Origin of the sequence: Acidovorax sp. CCYZU-2555, from assembly GCF_018413525.1 — a bacterium.
In the GTDB taxonomy this organism is placed as follows: domain Bacteria; phylum Pseudomonadota; class Gammaproteobacteria; order Burkholderiales; family Burkholderiaceae_C; genus Comamonas.
Genome location: NZ_JAHCDD010000019.1, coordinates 48,483 through 69,023, shown reverse-complemented (window position 1 = coordinate 69,023; position 20,541 = coordinate 48,483). Strand labels below are relative to the sequence as shown.

16 protein-coding genes are annotated in these 20,541 nt (G+C 64.7%); 8 read left to right on the top strand and 8 right to left on the bottom strand.

Features of this window, described 5'->3' with window-relative positions:
* Window positions 1–8: 8 nt before the first annotated feature.
* The gene (locus KHY18_RS09140; RefSeq protein WP_213298341.1) at window positions 9–1,475 is read right to left on the bottom strand and encodes an efflux transporter outer membrane subunit; all 1,467 of its coding nucleotides are present in this window, start codon (window positions 1,473–1,475) and stop codon (window positions 9–11) included.
* A gap of 120 nt (window positions 1,476–1,595) precedes the next feature.
* Here KHY18_RS09140 and KHY18_RS09135 point away from each other — a divergent pair, with 120 nt between their 5' ends.
* The gene (locus KHY18_RS09135; RefSeq protein WP_213298339.1) at window positions 1,596–2,477 is read left to right on the top strand and encodes a LysR family transcriptional regulator; all 882 of its coding nucleotides are present in this window, start codon (window positions 1,596–1,598) and stop codon (window positions 2,475–2,477) included.
* 9 nt (window positions 2,478–2,486) lie between these two features.
* Here the strand turns inward: KHY18_RS09135 and KHY18_RS09130 are convergent, their stop codons facing one another.
* The 5 genes from KHY18_RS09130 to KHY18_RS09110 all read right to left on the bottom strand — a co-directional run bounded on the left by KHY18_RS09130 (window position 2,487) and on the right by KHY18_RS09110 (window position 6,517).
* Window positions 2,487–2,864 carry a tripartite tricarboxylate transporter substrate-binding protein gene (locus KHY18_RS09130; RefSeq protein ID WP_213298336.1) on the bottom strand — a complete coding sequence of 126 codons (378 nt, stop codon included), beginning with the start codon at window positions 2,862–2,864 and terminating at the stop codon, window positions 2,487–2,489.
* Entirely contained in the window at window positions 2,837–4,039 is a 1,203-nt protein-coding gene (locus KHY18_RS09125; RefSeq protein ID WP_213298333.1) for a TauD/TfdA family dioxygenase, read from the bottom strand. Before KHY18_RS09125 ends, KHY18_RS09130 begins: the two co-directional genes overlap by 28 nt.
* Before the next feature lie 148 nt (window positions 4,040–4,187).
* Window positions 4,188–5,228 (bottom strand): tRNA (adenosine(37)-N6)-threonylcarbamoyltransferase complex transferase subunit TsaD, encoded by a 1,041-nt coding sequence (gene tsaD / locus KHY18_RS09120; protein ID WP_213298330.1) that lies wholly within the window; start codon window positions 5,226–5,228, stop codon window positions 4,188–4,190.
* Window positions 5,229–5,290: 62 nt separating this feature from the next.
* On the bottom strand, window positions 5,291–5,743 hold the full coding sequence (locus KHY18_RS09115; RefSeq protein WP_213298327.1) for a CBS domain-containing protein: 453 nt from the start codon (window positions 5,741–5,743) through the stop codon (window positions 5,291–5,293).
* Window positions 5,744–5,875: 132 nt separating this feature from the next.
* Entirely contained in the window at window positions 5,876–6,517 is a 642-nt protein-coding gene (locus tag KHY18_RS09110) for a DUF937 domain-containing protein (RefSeq protein WP_213298324.1), read from the bottom strand.
* Window positions 6,518–6,800: 283 nt separating this feature from the next.
* Here KHY18_RS09110 and KHY18_RS09105 point away from each other — a divergent pair, with 283 nt between their 5' ends.
* From KHY18_RS09105 to cobA, 4 genes are all read left to right on the top strand, one after another.
* Window positions 6,801–14,978, top strand: a complete 8,178-nt coding sequence (locus KHY18_RS09105; protein ID WP_213298321.1) for a two-partner secretion domain-containing protein — start codon at window positions 6,801–6,803, stop codon at window positions 14,976–14,978.
* 9 nt (window positions 14,979–14,987) lie between these two features.
* Window positions 14,988–15,191 carry a hypothetical protein gene (locus tag KHY18_RS09100; protein WP_213298318.1) on the top strand — a complete coding sequence of 68 codons (204 nt, stop codon included), beginning with the start codon at window positions 14,988–14,990 and terminating at the stop codon, window positions 15,189–15,191.
* Between the two features lie 320 nt (window positions 15,192–15,511).
* Window positions 15,512–16,477 carry a DNA-binding protein YbiB gene (ybiB, locus tag KHY18_RS09095; RefSeq protein WP_213298315.1) on the top strand — a complete coding sequence of 322 codons (966 nt, stop codon included), beginning with the start codon at window positions 15,512–15,514 and terminating at the stop codon, window positions 16,475–16,477.
* Between the two features lie 12 nt (window positions 16,478–16,489).
* Complete coding sequence (gene cobA / locus KHY18_RS09090; RefSeq protein WP_213298312.1) at window positions 16,490–17,281, top strand: uroporphyrinogen-III C-methyltransferase; 792 nt, start codon at window positions 16,490–16,492, stop codon at window positions 17,279–17,281.
* A 7-nt stretch (window positions 17,282–17,288) separates the two neighbouring features.
* On the opposite strand, the gene KHY18_RS09085 is transcribed toward cobA, so the two are convergent.
* Window positions 17,289–17,786 (bottom strand): acyl-CoA thioesterase, encoded by a 498-nt coding sequence (locus tag KHY18_RS09085; RefSeq protein ID WP_213298309.1) that lies wholly within the window; start codon window positions 17,784–17,786, stop codon window positions 17,289–17,291.
* 134 nt (window positions 17,787–17,920) lie between these two features.
* On the opposite strand from KHY18_RS09085, the gene KHY18_RS09080 reads away from it, so the two are divergent.
* The 3 genes from KHY18_RS09080 to KHY18_RS09070 all read left to right on the top strand — a co-directional run bounded on the left by KHY18_RS09080 (window position 17,921) and on the right by KHY18_RS09070 (window position 20,042).
* Window positions 17,921–19,153, top strand: a complete 1,233-nt coding sequence (locus tag KHY18_RS09080) for a BaiN/RdsA family NAD(P)/FAD-dependent oxidoreductase (RefSeq protein WP_213298306.1) — start codon at window positions 17,921–17,923, stop codon at window positions 19,151–19,153.
* 131 nt (window positions 19,154–19,284) lie between these two features.
* On the top strand, window positions 19,285–19,497 hold the full coding sequence (rpsU, locus tag KHY18_RS09075) for a 30S ribosomal protein S21 (RefSeq protein ID WP_159917519.1): 213 nt from the start codon (window positions 19,285–19,287) through the stop codon (window positions 19,495–19,497).
* 98 nt (window positions 19,498–19,595) lie between these two features.
* Window positions 19,596–20,042 (top strand): GatB/YqeY domain-containing protein, encoded by a 447-nt coding sequence (locus KHY18_RS09070; protein ID WP_213298304.1) that lies wholly within the window; start codon window positions 19,596–19,598, stop codon window positions 20,040–20,042.
* A 112-nt stretch (window positions 20,043–20,154) separates the two neighbouring features.
* Here KHY18_RS09070 and copM read toward each other — a convergent pair whose 3' ends face one another.
* Window positions 20,155–20,535 (bottom strand): CopM family metallochaperone, encoded by a 381-nt coding sequence (gene copM / locus KHY18_RS09065; RefSeq protein WP_213298301.1) that lies wholly within the window; start codon window positions 20,533–20,535, stop codon window positions 20,155–20,157.
* Window positions 20,536–20,541: the final 6 nt, after the last annotated feature.

Here is a 20,541-nt window from a genome sequence, read left to right as displayed (position 1 = left end):
TCGGTAATTCAATTCGTGGCCGGCGCTGCGGCATTGCTATCGGCCGCCGTGGGCGTCCAGCCGCCGCCCAGGGCCTTGTACAGCCGCACATGGTCGGCCGTGAGCGTGGCCTGGGCGCTGGCCAGGCTGTCCTGCGAAGACAGCTGGGTGCGTTGGGTTTCAAGAACAGTCTGGAAATCGACCAGCCCGCTGCTGTAGCGCTGCTGCGCGAGCAGCGCGGCATTGGCCGCGGCCTCGGCCGCGACGCGCAATTGTTCGAGGCGCAGGCCATCGCCCTGCAGTGCGGCCAGCGCGTCTTCGACTTCCTGCAAGGCCGTGAGCACGGTCGCGGCGTAATTCAGGCGCGACTGCTCGAGCCCGGCTTCCTGCACGCGCACCTGGGCGCGCGCCGCGCCGCCATCGAGCAGCGGCACGGAAATGCTGCCCAGCAGCGAGCTGACCACCGAGCCGCCCTGGGTCAAGGCGCCCAGCGTCAGCGCGCGCAGGCCCAGCGAGCCGCCCAGACGAAAGCTCGGGTAGCGCGCCGCATCGGCCTGCGAGACGCGTGCCAGCGACGCCGCCACGCGCGCTTCGGCGGCGATCACATCGGGGCGCTGGCGCAGCGTTTCGGCGGGAATCTGCAGCGCCAGCGCATCGGGCGCCTGCGGCACGCGGGCAACCGCGGTGAGTTGCGCATCGAGCGCGGCCGGGTTCTGGCCCGTGAGCACGGCCAGCGCATGGCGCGTCTGCGCCAGGCTGGCTTCGAGCGCCGGCACCTGCGCCGCGGTCTGCGCGGCGGCGGCACGCGCCTGCTCGGTGGCAAGCGACGTGGTCAGGCCGGCCTGCATGCGCCAGTCGGTGATCTGCAAAGTCTCCTGCTGGCTCGCGAGATTGCTGCGCGCGATCGCCAGGCGCTGCTGCAGATTGCGCAACTCTATGTAGTTGAGCGCCACTTCGGCCGCGAGCGAAACGCGCGCGCCTTCAAGTGTGGCCTGGGCGGTGCGCACGTCGGCGTCACTCGCGGCAACGCCGCTGGCGATACGGCCGAACACATCGAGCTCCCAGCTCGCATCGAGGCCCGTGGAAAAACTGTTGCCCGTCGAATTGCCCGAACGCGAGCGCTGGGCCGAGCCCGAGCCGTCGAGCGAAGGCGACAGGCCCGCGGCCGTGACATCGCGCTGCGCACGCGCCTGGCGCAGCGCGGCCTGGGTCGATGCCAGCGACGGATTGGCCTGCAGCGCCTGCTCGACCAGCGCGCTGAGCTGGGCGTCGCCCAGGCCTTGCCACCATTGGGCCAGCGATTGCGGATCGGCATCGGGTGCATAGACCATATGGCCGGGCGACCAGGTCGCGGGCACGGTCAGCGCCGGCAGCGCCGCGCCGGGCGGCTGCGACGTGGCGCAGCCGGCGAGCGCGAAGGCCACCAGCGCCGCAGCCAGCGCCGCGCTGGGCCGGCGCGCTGCAAGGGGATTGTTCTGCAAATTCAGGGTAGGCATGTCGACCATTGTGCCGCCCGCCTTTGTCAGCCCGGCTTCAGGCGCGTGAAGTTTTTGTAAACCGCGCGGCCGCGCGCATGCGGATAATGCCCAGGCCCTGCACGCCACGAAAGGACTGCCTTGAAAATCGCCGCATTCCGCGCCCTGCACACCGTCATCGCCACCGGCTCGCTGGCCAAGGCGTCCCAGGCGCTGAACCTCACGCCCAGCGCGCTGAGCATGCAGATGAAGCAGCTCGAAGACTACATGGGCACGGCGCTGTTCGATCGCTCGGGCCAGACCATCAAGCCCGTGCCGCTGGCGCATGAAATCGCGGACATCATGGAAGAGGCACTGGACAAGGTCGAAGCGCTGCGCGACCGGCCCGACATGCGCGTGCAGGGCACGGTGGGCCTGGGCATAGTCGACACCCTTTTGCCTTTGCTGCTGCCGCGCACGCTGTCGACGCTGCAGCAGCGCCACCCGCTGCTGCGCGTGTCGGTGGACCGCGGCAAGAGCCGCGCGCTGATGCAGCGCATACGCTCCGCCGACATCGACGTGGCGCTGCTGGCCCTGCCGCCGCAGGAGCCGCAGACCGCGCGCGGACTGGTCTGGCTGCCGCTGCTGCAACGCGACTTCGTGCTGGTCGCGCCAAGCGCCAGCAAGGAAAAGAGCGCCAAGGCGCTGCTCGCCCAGCACCGCCTGATCGGCTATGACCGCAGCACCGTCACCGGCCAGCTCGCCAGCCGCTACCTCGCCGACAAGTACGGGCTGCGCAAGCTCGACATGGAGTTCGACAGCATTCCGGCCATCATCTCCATGGTCGGACTGGGAATGGGCGTGGCGCTGCTGCAGATCGCCGACCCGCGGCTGCTGCAGGCCGACGACGTGCAAGTGGTGAAGCTTCCCGCCGACGCGCCGCGCCTGCAGTACGCGCTGCTGCTGCGCCAGGCCGATCAGGACAAGCGCAACGTGCAGGCGCTGGTGCAGGTGCTGACCGATGTCGCCAGGGACATAGGCTAGCGCCTGCGGCTACATCAGCTCCACGCCCGAAGCCTTGACCGCGAGCTGCCAGCGGCCCAGCTCGGCCTGCAGGAAGCTGCGAAACGCCGGCGTCTCCATCTGCAGCAAATCCATGCCTTCGCGCTCGAGCTGCTCGCGCAGCCCCGCCGACTGCTGCGCCGCATGGGCGGCGACGCGCAGCGCATCCACATCCTTGGCGGCCATGCCCGCGGGGCCGAACAAGCCGTACCAGGCGCTATAGTCGAAGCCGGGCAGCAGATCGGCCACGGGCGGCACCTGCGCCAGCGCGGCCATGCGCGCCGCGCTGGTCACGGCCAGCGCGGCGATATTGCCGCCCGCGCCCGGACGGTTCTCCACGATCACGGTGCGCGCCAGCTGTTTGCCCATTTCCTGCGCCAGCGCGCGGCCCAGGATATCGGTGCCCCCGCCCGGAGGCGCGCCGACGAGAAGGCGGCGGCGGTCTCGCGCGCCGGCACCCAGGGCTTGTAGAGCATGCCCAGGGCCTGCGCCTGGCGGCGCTCGTAGGCCAGGAAGGCCTCGGTGATCGCGCTGCCGCGCACGCCACCGCGCACCGAGCCCGGCCGCACGTCGTAGAAGTAGCTTTCGAACGCGGGCGGCAGCGGCTGCGAGCCCGGCACGGCCAGCCACAGGCGAAACAGGTGGCGCTTGTCGTCGGGCTGCTCGTGGTCCTCGAAATGGGTGCGCGAGTGCAGCGTCACGTAGTTGTTGAGCAGCTGCAGATCGCCCTGCTCCAGCTCCATCGAATAGCACAGCTGCTCGCTGGGCATGAGTTCATCGAGCAGATCCAGCGCTTCGGTCTGCGCCGCCGTGAGCCGCGGCACTTCGTCGAAATCGCGCTGCGCGGCGACGGTGTTCTTGCGGTTGGTGCGCGCGGTGAACACCTGGCCGGGCTGGCTGAAAATCGGGCAGCGGTAGAACGGCGCCTGCGTGGGGTCCTGCGTGCCCTGGTCGCTGTGGTGGAAGTCGGCTTCGAGAACGGCGATCAGATCAGGGCGCCGCGCCTGCACCTGTTCGCGCAAGGCCATGGAGCTGATGACCTTGCTCGTTCCGCCCGACTTGGCCGTGCGCCGGCACAGCAGCGCCACCACGTCGCACGAGTCCTGGTGGAAGTCGAGCTGGGCGTTGGTGTTGTAGCCGCGCCCGCCCTTGACCTTGTAGTCGCCGCCGGCATCGCGCACATCGTTGATCATCTCGCTGGCCTTGTTCTGCGTGCGGCCCACGCCCAGGTACAGGCCCATGCCCCAATAGGCCAGCCGGCAGTCGTCTTCGCTCCAGCGGTCCACCGGAAAGCCCTTGACCAGGCACATGCCCCAGCGGCCCTGCGTGCCCGCCAGCGCGCGCTGCAGCGCAGCGCGCGCGGCCGGATTCAGCGGAAAGTCGTGCTGCTCCATCTCCAGCAGCGGCTTGGGATGGCGCCTGGCATGGGCCAGGGCCTGGTCGAAGCCCGCGACTTCCTCGGCGCTCAGCCGCTGGACCCAGCCCAGATCGCGTTGCACGTCCTGCGCGTACCAGGACGTGGGTCGATTGTGTGTTTCGCTCATAGCACTTGTCTCCTTCGTTTCGGGCGTTTTCCCCGATGGCGAAGGCCAGTCTATGTTTTCGACTCACATCAATAAAACGAATTATTCTTCAGTCGAGCATTAATAAAATTGGCGTCAGGCAAGACGCCCGGCGCGCGCGCCTTGAAGTTCAGGCCAGCGAGTCGAGCAGCCAGCGCGGCTTCACGTCGAACGCATACTCGGCGGCCGGCTGCTCGCGGCCCGACTGGATGCGCATCGCCGCGGCCATGGCGATCATCGCGCCGTTGTCGGTGCACAGGTGCAGCTCGGGATAGTGAACGCGCACTTTCATCTTCGCGCAGGCCGCGTTGAGCTGGGCGCGCAGCAGACGGTTCGCGCCCACGCCACCGGCCACGACCACGCGCTGCATGCCGGTCTGCTTGAGCGCGGCCAGCGTCTTCTTCACCAGCACGTCGACGATCGCGGCCTCGGTGCTAGCGGCCAGATCGGCCTTGCGCGCCGTCAGTTCATCGCCGAGCTTCTTGGCCTGGGTCAGCACTGCGGTCTTAAGACCAGCGAAAGAGAAATCGAGGTCGCCGCTGTGCAGCAGCGGCCGCGGCAGCTTGAACGCCAGCGGGTCGCCTTCCTGCGCCAGCTTCGACAGCGCGGGCCCGCCGGGGTAACCCAGGCCCATCAGCTTGGCCGACTTGTCGAAGGCTTCGCCCGCGGCGTCGTCAATCGTCTCGCCCAGGATTTCATAGACGCCCACGCCATCGACGCGCATCAGCTGCGTGTGACCGCCCGAGACGAGCAGCGCGACGAACGGAAATGTCGGCGGGTCTTCGCTGAGAAACGGCGACAGCAGATGGCCTTCGAGGTGGTGTATGCCCAGCACCGGCTTGTCGAGCGCCGCGCCCAGCGCGCAGGCCACGCCCGCGCCGACCAGCAGCGCTCCGGCCAGGCCGGGACCGCGCGTGAAGGCGACGACATCGACATCGGCCAGTTGATGGCCCGACTCGGCCAGCACGGCTTCGGTCAGCGGCAGCACGCGGCGGATATGGTCGCGGCTCGCGAGTTCGGGCACCACGCCGCCATAGGCCTGGTGCATTTCGATCTGGCTGTGCAAGGCATGCGAAAGCAGCGTGGGCACGGCATCGCCCTCCGGCAAACGCACCAACGCCACGCCCGTTTCATCGCACGAAGATTCAATACCCAGTATCAGCAAGCTCATGGGCTGAAGTGTAGAACCCCTTGGGGCCGCCGCGCGCTCAGGCGCGCAAAAGGCCCTGCAGCTCAGCCGCGCTGGCCCGAAATGTAGTGCTCGAGCTGGTCTATGGTGAATTGCTGCTCGGAAATGATGGCCTTGACCAGATCGCCGATGGACACCAGGCCGACCAGCTGCTTTTGCGCATCGAGCACCGGCAGATGGCGTATGCGCTGGCGCGTCATCAGCGCCATGCATTCCTCGCAGGTCTGCGCGGTATCGACGCAGTGCACCGACGCCGTCATCACTTCACGCACCGGCGTGGTCGCCGAATTGCGGCCCTGCAGCACGATCTTGCGCGCATAGTCGCGCTCGGTGACGATGCCGGCGATATGGCCGGACTGCGCGCCGTCCAGCACCATCAACGCACCGATGCGGTGTTCGGCCATGCGCTGCAATGCCTCGAGCATGGAATCTTCGGGGCCCACGGAATGCACTTCGGCGCTCCCCTTGGCCCGCAGGATGTCTGCAACAGTCGTCATACCCGGCTCCTGAAGTCGAACAAGCCTGACCAGTGTCTGCGCAGCCGCGCCGCAATGCAATAACCAAAACCACCCTGAAGACAAAAAACCTGCCGCGCTGCCCGGTCGCTTCACCGCGCGCGCGGCCCAGCTTCAGCGCCGGCCGCCGAGAAATCCCGCGCCGAGCTTGAACAGGTCGCCAACGTCGAGCTTGCCGTCGCCGTTCTGGTCCAGCAAACCGGACAGCAGATCGCCCGCGGCGCCGCCCTGCTGCTGCACCTGCGCTTTTTCCTGGCCCAGCACCTGGCCCAGGCCGCCGGCATCCAGTCCGCCCGACTGCACGCGCTTGGCGAGAAATGCCATCACGATGGGCGCAAGAATCTGCAGCAATTGGCCCGCGTTGGCGCCCAGGCCCGTGGCCTGCGCCAGGCCCGTCTCGGCCTGCTGCTGCTTGCCGCCAAAAATATGGCCCAGGATGGACGCGGCGTCGGGCCCTTGTGCTTGACCACCGCCGCCACCGCCCAGAAAGCCGCCGAGCACGCCGCCCAGCATGTCGCCCAGGCCGTTGCCCGCAGCCGCGCCCGCATGGTCGCGCTGCAGCGCGCCGAACAAGTCCATTGCACCCTGGGGCTGGGTGGCATTGCTGCCCAGCGCGCCCAGCAGCATGGGCAAGGCCGTGCCCACGGCCTGCTCGGTCTCTGCGGGGCCCATGCCCAGTTGCTGCGCCATGCTTTGCATGGGCGCGCCCTGGAGCTGGCCCAGCAGTTCATTGGTCAAGGAGTTCGAGGAATTCATGGTGCGGTTCCTTCGCGCCATGCCCAACGGCGCGGCGCACGTATCAACAAAAAAGATCTTCAGCGGCATCGTATGCGCAAAACCGCGTGGAAAAACCCCTTGCCCGACAACCCGGCGCCTCGAATGGAATTGTTCACAATTCGCCCCCTCCCCAGGCCTTGCTTCTTGCGCGAAATTTCCGGCATGGGCTTGCTTGCCGCGCCTATCCAAAAACCGGTGGGCTTCCGAACCGCTGCGATCCTCCAGACATTCAGCATGGTGCATGGGCTTGTGAGGAGCGGCCATGAACCAGCATTTCCACCGCGTCATTTTCAACCGGGCTCGCGGCCTCTGGATGGCCGTGCAGGAAACCGCCCACGCCGGCCATGGCGCCGCGTCGTCGACATGCCTTGCAGCCGCTGCCGCCCTGACACTGCTGCTCGCCGCGCCCGCCGGGCTTGCGCAGATCATCGCCGACCCAGCGGCTCCGGGCCAGGAGCGGCCCATCGTGCTGAACTCGGCGAACGGCACGCCCACCGTGCAGATCCAGACGCCGTCGGCGGCCGGCGTGAGCCGCAACCGCTACCGGCAGTTCGACATCGGCCAGCAAGGCGAGCGCGGCGCCATTCTGAACAACAGCCGCACGGCTGTGCAAAGCCAGATCGGCGGCTGGGTGCAAGCCAATCCCTGGCTCGCCGACGGCAGCGCCAGGGTCATCGTCAATGAAGTCCAGTCGGCGGCCCAGTCGCGGCTCGCCGGCACGCTCGAAGTTGCGGGCCAACGCGCCGACGTGATCGTTGCCAACCCCTCGGGACTGCTGATCAACGGGCTGTCGCTGATCAACGCCGCGGGCCTGACCCTGACCACGGGCACGCCGCGCTATGGCGCCAACGGCAGTCTCGACGGATTCAGCGTGCATGGCGGTGCGATCCACCTCGAGGGCAACGGCCTGGACACCGGCCAGGCCAACTATGCCCAGGTGCTGGCCCGGGCCATCACGCTCAATGCAGGCCTCTGGTCCCGCGATCTGCGCATGGTCACCGGCGTCAATGAAATCTCGGCCGATGGCCAGTTGCAGTCCAGTACGGTGAACGGCACTCAGGAGAAACCGCAGTTCGCATTGGACGTCGCGCACCTGGGCGGCATGTATGCGCACAAGATCACGCTGATCGGCACCGAGGCCGGACTCGGCGTGCGCAATGCAGGCACGCTTGCGGCCACGGCCGGCCCCCTGACCCTGTCCGCCGACGGCCAGCTGAGCAACTCGGGCGTGATCGCGAGCCAGGGCGCGGGCGCCGAGTTGGAGCTCACGGCAAAAGGCATAGACAACAGCGGCACGCTGACCGCACGGCGCCTGGACCTCACCGCCGCGCGCCTCGACAACGCCGGACAGATCATCCAGACGGGCCCGCAGCTGCTGGAAATCAGCAGCCTCGCAATCTCCAACACCGGCGAAAAAGCCCGACTGGGCGTGCCTGCGCCACAGGCCGCTGTGCCCGTTGCTGAGGATGGCACAGCGCCTACTGATAGCGCAACGCCCGTGGGCGACGCCGCGCCCGAGGCCCCGGCGGTGGCCGATGCGCCCTTGCGCCGCGGCACGATTCACATCTCCCAGCGCCTGGAAAACACCGGCCAGCTGCTTGCCAACGGAGCGACCGACGTCAAAGCCATTCATTCGTTTGTGAACAGCGCGGCCGCCAACCTGCGCGAGATGCACAGCGAAGGCCTGCTCGACAACCGCCAGGGCGTGCTGCAGCTGCAGCGCCTGACCGGCGCACAGACTTCCGTGCTGAACGCCGAAGGCGCGCTGCTCGTAGCCGGCGATCTGCGTCTGGTCGCACACCATATCGACAACACCGCCGGGGTGCTGGGCAGCGCGCAATCCTTGTCCGCCGAAGCACGCACCATCACCAATGACGCCGGCACGCTCAGTGCCGGCCAGGACCTGAGCCTCAAGGCGCAGAAACTCGAAAACCAGCGCCACGCGCAGTTGGTGAGCCATGACGGCAACCTGCGCCTGGTCGTTGCGCAGACGCTGAACAACCAGCAGTCACAGATTGCGGCCGCCCAGGATCTGCAGATCGAAAGCGGCGCATTGAACAACAGCGGCGGCACCATTCAGACCTCGGGCGCGCAGCGTCTGCTGCAGATCACCAGCACTGCGGGCATCGACAACAGCGCCGGTGGCTTGATGCAGTCCAGCGGCGACCTGCAGCTGTTCGCCAGCGATGCGCCCACCAACAATACGGGCGGAGCCATCGTTGCCCAGCAGAATCTGCTGATCCAGAGCAATGGGCCGATCGACAACAGCCAGGGCCATCTGCAGGCCGGCAACGCGCTGACGCTGCGCGATACCGGCGTGGCCAAGGGCACGGCATTCGAACAGGCCACGCAGACGCTGTCCAACGTGGGCGGCCAGGTGTTTTCCGCCAACTCCCTGTACATCCGCAATCAAACCATCACGGGCGCCGGCCGCTTCGATGCGCTGGGCGACCTGACGCTGGAGCTGGCCAAGGACTTCACCCACCAGGGAACGCTGGCGGCCAACGGCAAGCTCAAGCTGGAAATCGCCGGGCGCTTGATCAACCAGGGCCAGCTGCTTGGCGGCACCGGCACCGAGCTGGTGGGCACGCAGATCGAGAACCAGCACGGCGCGCAAATCAGCGCCCGGCAAGACACCACGGCCCTCCGAGCAAGCCAGCACATCACCAATCGCGGCCTGATCGACGGCCAGGACACGCGCCTGGACGCCAACGCCGTGCACAACCTCGGCACGGGCCGTGTCTATGGCGACTATTTGTCCATTGCGGCCCAACGGCTTGAAAACGGGCCGGAAGATGGCGCCGCGACCACGCCCATCATCGCCGCGCGCCGCGATCTCGATCTGGGCGTGCCGGTGGTGATCAACACAGGAGGAGCCACGCTGCAAAGCCTGGGTGACCTGCGAATGGGCGAAAGCCTCGATGCCCAGCGCCATGCGATCGGAAAGGGGCAGCGCCTGGACAACATCGGCGCGCGCATCGATGCCCAGGGAAACATGAAGCTCGAAATGCGCGACATCAACAACCTCAACGCAGGCGTGCAGACCGCGCCGCTGGCAGATGTGACCACTTGGGCCCCAGGCGATCTGATTTCCCTCCAGGGCAAGGAGCCCGACAGCGCTGCGCTTTACAGGGAAGTGAAGCCGGGAACGTTCGTACCATATTCTGCGAGCAAGGGGGGATTCGACCCCGACACCCCGATTCCCGGTTCGAGGTCCGACGGACGGATGTTCAAGCCTGTCTTTCCCGACAAGTTTCTGAGCACGCTGCCCCCGGCATTCATCGAAACCAAAACCAGCAACAAATATGGCGAGGACTTCCCCCCCGACATTCAGCTGCAGCTCGAGCCAGAAAGCTCCGCGCGCTTTGCCGAATTCGGCATTGCACGGCCCAAAGACTACACCGCCACCGCGCCCTTGCCCTGGAACTTTGGCGCCATCCTCAATGAAGCCGGTCGCGTTGAGTGGCAAAGCGATACCGACAGAAGGGCGTTCGAAGCGGCGCAGCTGTCATACCTGGAGTCGATACAGGCCGCGAAGAATCTCCATGCCGCCATTTTGGCGGTCATAGAGAAGAACAACCAGACGCTGGACAACTCGCGTATCTACACCAGAATTTTCAACGTCACGCAGACCATCTCCCGGGACCGTGTCACGAAGACCCTGCCCGCGCGCATCGAGGCAGGAGGCAACCTGGATTTCGCCACCAGCCAGGTGAACAACATCGACTCCACCGTGACCGCTGGGGGTCGCATCGATGCCAAGGCGCCCAACAACCAGGCCACGAAGGGAAACCAGAAAACACTGACCCAGGGCGATGCCATACGCTATACGTGGGCACACGGTGGTGAGTTCGATGATCGTCAAAAACTGTACAACTCGCCCCCGCAGCCCTACAGCTCCACGAAGGTCACCAGCTTCGACCTTCCCACCGTGGTCTTCCAGCAGTTTCACCCGCGGGGCCCGGCCACCCGCCTCGACGCCAACCCGAACACCGGCGACAACGCACGCCGGCCGACCCCGGTAGTGCAGGAACACGCCACCGAATCCGGTCTGCTGGCCCGAACGCTCGACGCGGGTGAATCCATACCGCAAAGCGCTCTGTATGTACTGCACCCGGCCAGCGCCAACCAGCCGCTGATCGAAACCGATCCCGCATTTACCCGCGGCCAGCCGTTGACCTCATCGGATCAGATGCTCGATGCCCTGGACCCTGCGCCGACCTCGGCGCAAGAAAGCGCGCACGAACTGCCACAGGAGCGCCAGCGCACGGACCCGCATCCGAGCGACGACGACCAGCGCCGCGGCGCGGCGCCATACCGCGGCGCCGCGCCCTACCGCGACCGGCTGCAAAAGCGCCTGGGCGACGGTTTCTACGAACAGCAGCTGGTGCAGCAACAAGTGAGCAAACTCACGGGCCGGCGCTTTCTGGGTGACTACCGCAGCAACGACGCGCAATACCAGGCGCTGCTGCTCAGCGGCACGACCTTCGCCAAGGCCCACGGCTTGCGCCCCGGTGTGGCACTCAGCGCCGCGCAGATGGCCAAGCTCACCAGCGACATGGTGTGGCTGGTCGAGCAGAACGTGACCCTGCCCGATGGCTCGGTGGAAACGGTGCTGGTGCCCAAGGTCTATGTGGTTGCGCGGCCTGGCGACCTGGATGTCCAGGGCGGCCTGATCAGCGGGAACGAAATCCGCTTCGAATCCGATCAGAACGTACAAAACAGCGCCACCATTGCCGGCCGCAATCTGGTGAAGATCGACGCCCACGACATCAACAATGTGGCCGGCAACATCACCGGCAAGAGAGTGGGCCTGCATGCCGCGCGCGATATCAATGTAGAGGGCGGAACCATCTCGGCCACCGAGGTCCTGCTGGCGCATGCCGAGCGCGATATCAATGCGGCCTCGACCACACGCAGCGCGCCGCATGGCAACACCGTGGTCGACCAGGTGGCGGCATTTGCGTTGCTCCCTGCTCAGCAGGAAAAGTTCAACGTGAACGAGCTTATCGCCGGCGCCGCGCCCAGCCCAAACACAGCCGACAGCCCTGCCCCATCGGGCTTGCACCTGTCCGCGGGCCGCGACATCACCTTGCTCGGCGTGCAGATGACCAACGCCGTCGAAGGCAGCAAAACATCCGTTATCGCGCAGCGCGATGTGACCCTGGGCACCGTCACCACCACCCACGACGCGAGCGTCACCTGGAACCCGAAGAATCATCTGTTTGTGCAGGGCAGCAAGGAAGTCGGCACGCAGATTTATACCCAGGGCCTGACGCAGATACTGGCGCGCAGAGACATCGATGCGCGCGCTGCGCAGGTCCAGAGTGGCGAACATCTGTTGGTCGAAGCGCAGCGGCACGTGAAAATCGCGGCAGGCCAGACCACGCGAGCGCTCGATGATGCATATTTCAGCCGACGCTCGGGTTTTCTCAGCTCCAGCAGCACGACCTATACCCACCAGGTCGAAGCCACCGGCACGCAGGCCAGCAACTTCGGCGGCAAGACAGTGGAAATCAAGGCCGGCCAGGACATGGCCATCATCGCCAGCAATGTGCTTTCCGACACGCACACCAAGCTCAAGGCCAAGGGCAATTTGAGCATTCTGGCGGCGCCAGAAACTTCCAGTCAGCAAAGCCATCACCTGAGCACGCGCAGCGGCGTTTTCGGCAGCGGCGGCATGGGCGTCATGATAGGCAGCCAGCGCCAGAGCACGGATCAGCGCCTGACACGCACGGCCAGCGCCGCCTCCGCCGTTGGCAGCCGCGAGGGCAATGTAGACATCACCGCTGGCAATGCCTATCGCCAGGTCGGCAGCGACCTCTTCGCGCCTGCAGGTGATGTCAACGTGCAGGCCAAGAACATCAAGATCACCGGCAGCCCCGAGACCGAAAAAGGCAGCTCGCGCAGCCAATTCAAGCAAAGCGGCCTGAGCCTCTCGCTGTCATCGCCCGTGATAGGCATTGCGCAAACCGCGTCCAGCCTCGCCGATGCGGCCAGCAAGACCAGCGACGGCCGCATGCAGGCGCTGGCCGCGGCCACGGCCGCGCTCAACATCTATACCCAGCAGGACGTGCTCAAAGGGCTGGCCAACGGCAAGGGTCCTGGCCTGAGCCTCAACCTCACGCTGGGCAGCAGCAAAAGCCAGAGCGAACGCTCGTGGACCAGCAGCTCTTCGCGCCAGAGCCAGGTACTCGCCGGCGGCAATGTCAATCTGAAGGCCACCGGCGCGGGCAAGGAAAGCAATCTACTGATCCAGGACAGCCAGGTCCATGCCGGCAAAAAAGCCACGCTGATTTCCGACAACCGCATCGATTTGCTGACCACGCCCGACACCCGCCGCGAATCGAGCAGCAACAGCAGCCGCAGCGCGGGCTTAGGACTGTCGTTGAGCGCCACCGGCCCCGTCGTGAGCGCCAGCGGCAGCAAGGGCAAGGGCCAGACACTGAGCGAAGAACAGATCCACCGAAAAACCCGGATCTCCGGAGGCGAAGGCGTGGACTTTCATGCCGGCGGCGACATGCTGATGCGCGAGGCCGTCATCAGCGGCCCCAAAGTGCTGGGCCGCGTGGGCGGCAATCTGACCATCGAAAGCCTGCAGGACACCAGCCGTTTCGAAGGCAGACAAAGCAATGCCAGCGGCTCGGTGGCGCTGGGCATGGGCTATGCCGCAGGCAGCGCCGGCTACAGCGCCAGCCGCGCCCGGGGCGATTTCGCCAGCACGGGCACGCCTGCCGGCATTCAAGCCGGAGACGACGGTTTTGACATTGAGGTCAAGGGCAAGACCCACCTCATAGGCGGAGTGATCGCCAGCAACCAGAATGCGATCGACAACCAACGCAACCGCCTGGTCACCGCCACGCTGATTCACAGCGACATAGAGAACCGCAGCGACTTCGAGGCCAGCGGCATCAATTTCTCCGCCGGCATCACAAGGGGCGGCCAGAAACCGGGCCAGTCCACCGGCAGCGACACAGTCACAGACCCCGCCAAATGGTCAGTGAACAACCAGGGCCGGCCAGGCAGCGCCGCCGCCGGCATCAGCCGCGACCGCGGCAGCGAGCGCAGCACCACGCGCAGCGGCGTCAGCCCCGGCCTGCTCGTCATCACCGACGAAGCGGCCCAACTCGCCCAAACAGGCCAGACCGCCGCCGAAGCCGTGGCCAGCATCAACCGCGATGTGCGTACCGAAGATGCCAACCCAGGACTTACCAAGAACTGGGATGGTCACAAGCTGATGACGGAGCAGGAGGCCAATGCAAAAATTGCGGCGGCGTTTGGGCAGCAGGCGGGCAAAGCCGCAAGTATCCATGCCGACCGACAGGCCCTGGCCGCAAGGCAGTCTGCCGACGAGGAAACTGCCGAGAAATGGGAAGAAGGCGGCGAATATAGAAGGGCCTTGCACAGCGCAATTGGGGTACTCTCTGGCGGACTTCAAGGCGCAGCGGGCGCGGCAATCAGCTCTACCTTTCTTCCGGTCATAGGCGAGAAAATTGCCGAACTGAACTTGCCTTCAGGTGTTCGAGACGTATTGAACATTGCGGTCGCCACCGCGCTTGGCTCGGCCGGTCAAGCGAAAGGGGCAGCTGCGGCTTTCACTCAGGCCGCAAACAACTATGTGAGTCATAGTCCGTTCCCAGGTGTCAGACGAACGCTGGCCCAGGAAAATGCGCGTTTGCTCAATGAATGCGGAACGAATTGCTCGCAGGAAGACTTCAGGCGTATCGATCAGCAAGTCGCAAAGCTGGAAATCGCCGTTAATTTGGCAGCAATTAGCGAGAGTAATACGCTGACGCAGCAGCAGGCGGAGCGACTGTCGCAAGCGATGCTTGAGCTTGTGCCGATCTATGGAAGTCTTGAGTCCGTTGCACAGTTGATCACCGGGAAGAGCAGTCTTACCGGGGAGGAAATTAACAGGCTTTGGGCTGCGATTGGAATTATCCCAGCAGGTGGAATAATTAAAAAATCAAAAGAGTCCACAGAGAATTTCGCCAAAAAAATCATTGAAGAAGCAGCAAGCAAAACAAAATCAGATATAAAAAATGAAAAAACTTCGCTGATTTTCATTGAAAAGAATAGCAATTGGGAGAAGTTCAAAAATAACAACAGAGAAATAGAAATTGGAGAAAAAAGCCTTCAGAGAGTCGATGCAATAATTAATGAAACATTGTCTGGAAAGAGAAATTTCACCAGCTCCATAGTTCTAACGAGTGACGAAGCACTATCAGCGGGTCAAAAATACCTAGGCGCCAATTATCGAGAAATAGGCCAGCCCGGTTCTGGTGTATTCCGTAGTGCAGATGGCACAAGAGAGTTTCGCATTGATTTGGGATCACTGCAAGGCACTCACCAACCAGGGATTCCTCATGTACACTTCGCAATCAAAGACCCCGCAAGCGGAAAATACATATCCAACAACCATGTCCCTTACATTGACTAGGATAATCCCATGCCTGTAACCCAAGAAGGATTAATTATTTCCGGAGATTATTGTGGTTGGCAACTCATCATCTACGATGATCGAGAAGGAAGCACTGGCGGATATTATATTTATATAAAAAACAACAACCAAATTTTTGATTATTGGTTTGAAAATAAAGTATACCTTGAAAATCAGCTAAGCGAATTCAACGTAAAGTGGTCAACCCTTTAATTATCAAATCAGATAAAGAATTCATCACTCAGACATCTTTCTAAAGATTCCCCAAAAATTACATCATGTAATTCGGTCGCCGACGAAGCGGACATCAAGCCCGCCAGTAGGCGCCTAAAGTCAAAGCAAGCCGTTGTCGCAGATCGGTAGCGTGCGCCTTTACCCATCTTCCTAGCAACAAACGCACGACCTATCCAGTTGCCCGGTTCATGCGTCAACGAGATTTCTTCCGCTAGGCGATGCAGCGCGCAGCTACATATAACAAAAAGTTCTAAAAAATGCCCGAAAATACCGCTACCAACCAATCCAGGTAGCGATTCATGGGCATCAGCCACTACATCAAAGACATAGGCCGCGGCGCGCGGGGCGCGCGTGCGGTCACGCGCGTGCAGGCGCAGGATCTGCTGGGGCAGGTGCTCGACGGCCAGGTCACCGATCTGGAGATCGGCGCGTTCTGCATTGCCATGCGCATCAAGGGCGAGTCGGCCGACGAGATGGGCGGCTTTCTCGATGCGCTGCATGCGCGCAGCCGCAAGTTCGCCGCGAGCAGCCGCCCTACCGTGGTGCTGCCCAGCTACAACGGCGCGCGCCGGCTGCCCGTGCTCACGCCGCTGCTGGCCTTGCTGCTGGCGCGCGAAGGTCTGCCGGTGCTGCTGCACGGCATGCGCACCGAAGCGCGCCGGGTGCTGGCCAGCGATGTGCTCGAAGCGCTGGGCATTGCCGCCACGCATGCGCCCGAGGATCTGACGGCTGAACTGCCGGCCATTGCGCCTGGCACAGTCGCCCACATTGCCACGGGCGAACTGCAGCCCGGCCTGGCGCGGTTGCTGGCGGTGCGCGAAGTGATAGGCCTGCGCAATCCGGGCCACAGCGCGGCCAAGCTGTATATCCCTTGCGCCGGCCCCAGTGTGCTGATCACCAGCTATACCCATCCCGAATACGCGAGCATGCTGCAGGAATGCCTGCAGGGCCAGGGCGCGAGCGCGCTGCTGTCGCGCGGGCTCGAAGGTGAAGTGGTGGCCGACCCGCGCCGCTCACCGCGCTACGACGGCTTTGTGCACGGCGCGCACCGCGTGCTGCAGGAGCAGCAGCCGGGAACGGCCAGCGAAGTGGCGGGCCTGCCCGAAGCCATCGATGTCGCGACCACGGCCGATTACACTCGCCGCGTACTTGCGGGCGAACTGCCCGTGCCCGAAGCGATCGCTCAACAGGTCGCGTTTATTTTGCAAATCGTGCAGGCGCTGGAAGCCGCGCCCGCACAGACCCCACCGGCGCCCCACGCCTGACGGAGTTCCGCCATGAACCACTCCACTTCTTCCCGGCCCGCAGGCCGTTGCACCCTGGTGGGCGCCGGCCCCGGCGACCCGGAGCTGCTGACCATCAAGGCCTTGAAGGCCATACAGACCGCGAGCGTGCTGCTGGTCGACGACCTTGTCAGCGATGCCATCGTCGCCCATGCCTCGCCCACGGCGCGCATCGTCTATGTGGGCAAGCGCGGCGGCTGCAAGAGCACGCCCCAGGCGTTCATCGAAAAGCTGATGCTGCAGGCCGTGCTGGACGGCGATGACGTGGTGCGACTCAAGGGCGGCGACCCGTTCATTTTTGGCCGTGGCGGCGAAGAGGTCGAGCACCTGCGCGCAGCGGGCATCGAAGTGGAGATCGTCAACGGCATCACCGCCGGTCTGGCCGGCCTGACATCGCTGGGCGCGCCGCTGACCCACCGCGCACATGCGCGCGGCGTGGTCTTCATCACGGGCCATGCCCAGCCCGGCGCCGACGATACTGACTGGGTGCAGCTCGCCGCCACGGCGCGCGACCTGCGCCTGACGCTGGTGATCTACATGGGCATGCGCGGCGCCGCGCATATCCAGCAGGGCCTGCTGCAAGGCCTGCCGCCGCAGACGCCCGTGGCCGTGATCCAGCACGCGACGCTTCCCGGCCAACGCCATGCGGTGACCACGCTGGCGACCCTGCAGGCAACCATAGACGCAGAAAAGCTTGCCAGCCCCAGCGTGATCGTCGTGGGCGATGTGGTGCAAGGCGTTGCCGCCTGGGCAGCCGCGCCTTCGCAGGCAAAGCACGCGGCCTGAATTCAGGTCAGATGGTTTCCGCTGCCGCGGCTTGCCGCACCTGCTCGTAACGTTCGGCCTGCTCCTTGCGGATCTGCTTGCGCAGCACGGCCGCGCCCCAGCGGCGGCGTTCGTCGTAGTTGGCGGGCTTGAGCGGCGGAACGGGCACGGTCTTGCGATCGTCGTCCACGGCCACCATGGTGAAGAAGCAGCTGTTGACATGGCGCACGCTCTGGTTGCGAATGTCTTCGGCCACCACCTTGATGCCGACTTCCATCGACGAGGTACCGGTGTGGTTGACGCTGGCCAGGAAGGTCACCAGCTCGCCCACATGGATGGGCTGCAGGAACATCACCTGGTCCACGCTCAGCGTGACCACATAACGGCCCGCATAGCGGCTGGCGCAGGCGTAGGCGACCTGGTCGAGTTGCTTGAGAATCGCGCCGCCGTGCACGTTCCCGGAGAAGTTGGCCATGTCGGGCGACATCAGCACGGTCATGCTGAGTTGGTGTGCAGGTTGGTTCATGGCGGCGATTGTAAAAAGATGCCGAACCAGCGGCCGTTCGCGGGCTATTCGCGTGCGCTCCGGGGCCGGCGCGCGCGGCTCGGGGACAATGCGCCCACCCGCGCCTTCGGCGCCCCGACCTGCCCTGCCTGCCTGTGACCACCCCTCTTTCCTACGACGCCATCATTCTCGGCGCCGGCGCTGCCGGCCTTTTCTGCGCGGCCCAGGCGGGCCAGCGCGGCCTCAAGGTGCTGCTCATCGACCATGCCGAAAAAGTCGCCGAGAAGATCCGCATTTCGGGCGGCGGGCGCTGCAATTTCACCAACCGCGAACTCGATGTGCGCCAGCCGCACAAGCATTTCGTCGGCCGCAATCCGCAGTTCTGCCGCTCGGCGCTGTCGCGTTTCACGCCCGCGGATTTCATCGCGCTGATGGACCGCCACGGCATTGCCCACCATGAAAAGCACAAGGGCCAGCTGTTTGCCGACCGCTCGGCCGAAGACATCATCGCCATGCTGCTCGCCGAGTGCGCGGCCGGCGGCGTCGAGCGCTGGCAGCCGTGCAAGGTGGGCAATGTCTCGCACGGCGAAGACGGCTACCTGCTGGCCACCGACCGCGGCCCGGTGCGCGCGCCCAACCTGGTGATCGCGACCGGCGGCCTGTCGATTCCAAAGATCGGCGCGACCGACTTCGGCTATCGCCTGGCCCAGCAGTTCGACCTGCCGCTGATCGAGCGCACGCCCGGCCTGGTGCCGCTGACCTTCGACGGCGCGGCCTGGGAGCCCTATGCGCAGTTGTCGGGCCTGGCGCTGCCCGTGGAAATCAGCACCGGCAGCAAGAAGGAACGCATGGCCTTCCATGAAGACCTGCTGTTCACCCATCGCGGCCTGTCGGGCCCGGCCGTGCTGCAGATCTCGAGCTACTGGCAGCCGGGCACGCCGTTGTCGATCAACCTCGCTCCCAATGTGGATTTATCCGCGGCGCTGGCCCAGGCCAAGCTGCGCTCGCGCAAGCTGATCGCCAACGAACTCACGACCTGGCTGCCCAGCCGCCTGGCCGATGCCTGGGTGGCCCAGGACGCCGAACTGCAGCGTCCCATTGCCGAAGCATCCGACAAGGCATTGAACCGCCTCGCCGAGCGCCTGAGCCGCTGGGAAATCACGCCCAACGGCTCCGAAGGCTACAAGAAAGCCGAAGTCACGCTGGGCGGTGTCGATACCCGCGTGCTGTCGCAGCAGACCATGGAATGCAAGACCCAGCCCGGGCTCTTCTGCATTGGCGAAGTGGTCGATATCACGGGCTGGCTGGGCGGCTACAACTTCCAGTGGGCCTGGGCGAGCGCACATGCCTGCGCGAATTCGCTGCAGCCGGCCATAACTGGTCTATAATCCTTGGCTTTGCTGGCAATGCCCCGTCGGCCAATACTAGTTATAGACGGGGAACAACCGCCGCACATGGCGCACAGGCTCGATCTCCCGTGCTCCCGCTGTCGGCAACAAATATTTGGAAACATTAGCTAATGACCACCATCCGCGTAAAAGAAAACGAACCCTATGACGTCGCTCTGCGTCGCTTCAAGCGCACGATCGAAAAGCTCGGCCTGCTGACCGACCTGCGCGCTCGCGAGTTCTACGAGAAGCCCACTTCCGAGCGCAAGCGCAAGAAGGCAGCCGCCGTGAAGCGTCACTACAAGCGCGTTCGCAGCATGCAGCTGCCCAAGAAGCTGTACTAAGCTCAAGCCGGCCTTCAAAAGCCGCAAACCCGCGCTCGGGACGCCAGGCGCGGGTTTTTTGTTTTCCGATTTCCGTTTTCCACTTTCAGGAGCTTGCCATGAGCCTCAAAGACCAAATTACCGAAGACATGAAGACCGCCATGCGCGCCAAGGACAGCGAGCGCCTGGGCACCATTCGCATGCTGATGGCGGCCATGAAGCAAAAGGAAGTCGATGAACGCGTGGTGCTCGACGACGTGGCGATCATCGCCATCGTCGACAAGCTGATCAAGCAACGCAAGGACAGCATCGCCGCATTCGAGACCGCTGACCGCCAGGACCTGGTCGACAAGGAAAAGGCCGAGCTCGAAGTGCTCAAGGTCTACCTGCCCCAGCGCATGTCGGCCGAGGAAGTCACTGCCGCCGTGCAGGCCATCGTCGCCGAACTCGGCGCCAAGGGCCCGGGCGACATGGGCAAGGTGATGGGCGCCGTCAAGACCGCGCTCGCAGGCAAGGCCGACATGGGCCAGGTGTCTGCCGCCGTGAAGGCCGCGCTGGCCGGCTGATACGCCGCGACCACCGCAAGGGAGCGCCTGAGGGCGCTCTTTTTTTGCGCGGCCGGCGAGGCAGGCTCAGGACGAACGGGGATGGAGCCCCGCTTTTTCTATTCAAACCCCTTCAGCGCCGGCCCTTGAGCCAGTCCTGCATCAGCCGGATTTCCTTGTCCTGGGCTGCGATCACTTCCTCGGCAAGCTTGCGCATCGCCGGGTCCTTGCCGTATTGCAGCTGGATGCGCGCCATCGCGACCGCGCCTTCATGGTGGGCCAGCATGCCCTTGGCAAACGCCACATCGGCGTCGCTTTCCGCCGCGCTCTTTTCCATGTCGGCGTGCATTTTCCCCATGGATTGCGCATAGGCGCGCTGCATGGGCGAAGTCTGGGCCGGCGCGCCATGGCCGTGGTGCGCGCTCTGCGCCATGGCGGCGCCCAGCGGCAGCGCCAGCAGCAGGCCGGCTGCGGCCACGCGCAGGCAGGAAAGAGTGGGAGTCATCACGCGCATGAGAAA